This window comes from Prauserella rugosa, assembly GCF_000719975.1.
Classification (GTDB): Bacteria; Actinomycetota; Actinomycetes; order Mycobacteriales; family Pseudonocardiaceae; genus Prauserella; species Prauserella rugosa.
Map to the genome: position 1 here is coordinate 1 of NZ_JOIJ01000047.1, position 2,087 is coordinate 2,087.

Genomic DNA, 2,087 nt, shown 5'->3' on the forward strand with positions numbered 1-2,087 from the left:
CGATCTTGGGAAGTCCACACAACAGACCATGATCAACTGGTGGCCGCACCCATCTCCAGCACCCCTCACCAACCCCGATCACGAAGTCCGGCTGGAGTATTAGCCGTAAAAGGCGCCTCACCGGCCGCCGAAAGGGCTGCCTACGGCAGCCTAGGGGCCGCGTACCGCAAGACGCCAGAGGCAGTTAACGGGCCCACGCCTCGGAAAGCGCGGCCCCGCAGCTGCATGGGGCGTCTGTTGGTTAGCCATCGGCGGGCGCCGCCGCGAACGCGGCGCCCGACGAGATATCCGTTGATATTAGGGACGCCGGTGGCGGAGCCATACCCGACCGCCGACTGGGCATCCTTGATGGTCGCTACGCGCGGGGGCGTGGCCCCGCGTGTGGGTTGCCTGAAAGCCGCCCCCGCTGTGTCAGCACGCCGTTACGCTAGGCTGCGTTGGCCTACGACGTGATGGGGAGCGCTGGGGTATGGCAGACAACGCGGGCGACACTACGGGTGGCAACTTTTGGGAGCCGTTCGTGTTCGCGGTCACGGGCGAGAAGGGAACCGCGACAGCGGACGGATGGGTTAAGGATTCAGCAGGTCCCGTGGGGGGCTTCATGATGGACCTAGACACCGCTGAAGGCCTGGTTCGACAGGCAGAGTGGGTTAGGGACCGGCTTCAGACGTTAGCCGAGGATGCCCGGGACCTGGTAAACGTCGAGGCGCCCGCCGACGATCCCGGAAGTATGCACTTCACAGACGTCGCCCGGCAGGCGAACCAGCTCGGCTCCGATCACGTCCGAGCGGAGTGGAAGCACGCCCGGGATCTTGCCGAAAAGCTTCAGAAGGCGCTCAACGTGTACAGGGAGACGGACGAACAGGCTGCCACGGATACGAAAAACGCCGGTGGCGGTGAAGGGGGCGGACTGCTGTGACGCGGAAGCTTGGGACGCTGGCTCTTGGCGCGTTGGCAGTGCTGGCTACGGCGTGTTCAAGCGAGGAGGGCCAGGCAGAGCCTCGGGACCCCGCAAGCGAGGCGCCGTCCTCTGCTGCGGCGAGTAGCGAGGCAGCGTCTGACCTTCCGCACAGCGGAGCCCCCGCCGTCGAAAACCCACTTCCCGAGTCCGCCCTATCCGGGGACCCGTGCGACGCCCTGACCCGCAAGCAGATCACGGACGCACTGGGCGAAGGTGCCTCCCCTGACGGCGAACGGCGCGACCTAGAACAACTTGGCCCACGTTGCCGATGGACCAATATTGGTTCGGGGGCGTCGTTTGTCGTCACGTTCCAGACCGCACACGGCGAGGGGCTGAGTACCACCTATGCCAACGCGAAGCCTCAGATGCCCGTGTTCAACGAGGTAGACCCGATCGAGGGGTTCCCAGCGGTCGCATACAAAGAGAGCGAATCCGATCCGATGTGCACCACGATGGTTGGAATCTCCAATGAACAAGCTGTATCTGTAACAGGAACAATAAGTTCTGAATCTGAGCAGGAAGGTACAGACTCCTGCGGACCGGTGCAACAGATAACCAGCTGGGTTGTAAGCAACATCAAGACTCAAAGCTGAGATGAGAACAAGTCAAAATCAAACTTACGACGATCAAGAAGCCAAACTAAAAGAAGATCAAAAAGTAAAAAAGAAGACAACTTAAAGTGTCAAACGATAACAAGAAGGACAATCCAAAGCGGAAAAGGTAAACAACGCAAGGCAAACGCAAGCCAAGCAGAGACGATCGAAGCTCAAGTCTGTCTTGATAAGCTGTGGCTTATCACGGACACTTGACCGTTTAAGCACACTAGGTATACCAACAGTGTGCGCAGTCCCTATGGACACCCATTGCCGTACCGAGGGCGCGCCGAGGCCGACCGTGTGGCCGCTGGCGCGGGGCGTTGGCGTGGGCGCTGGCGCCTCGCCGCCGGTAGTGGCGCCCAATAAGACGGCCTGACGCTTTTCAGGAAACATCCGCTGTCGCTGTGTGCCTAGGTACGCATGACGGCCCCTAGTACTCCAGCCGGACTTCGTGATCGGGGTTGGTGAGGGGTGCTGGAGATGGGTGCGGCCACCAGTTGATCATGGTCTGTTGTGTGGACTTCCCAAGA

2 protein-coding genes are annotated in these 2,087 nt (G+C 61.0%); both read left to right on the top strand.

Annotation, left to right across the window (positions count from 1 at the left end; all coding sequences use genetic code 11):
- The first annotated feature begins 469 nt into the window (after window positions 1-469).
- Window positions 470-919 (top strand): hypothetical protein, encoded by a 450-nt coding sequence (locus IF64_RS0124815; protein ID WP_145600476.1) that lies wholly within the window; start codon window positions 470-472, stop codon window positions 917-919.
- 38 nt (window positions 920-957) lie between these two features.
- A complete protein-coding gene (locus IF64_RS26865) occupies window positions 958-1,554 on the top strand; it encodes a DUF3558 domain-containing protein (protein ID WP_246134908.1) in 597 nt (198 codons plus the stop codon).
- The last annotated feature ends 533 nt before the right edge of the window (window positions 1,555-2,087 follow it).

Bases quoted from the DNA above. Each gene is read 5' to 3' on its own strand.
- IF64_RS0124815 (WP_145600476.1), top strand. From the start codon at position 470: ATGGCAGACAACGCGGGCGACACTACGGGTGGCAACTTTTGGGAGCCG.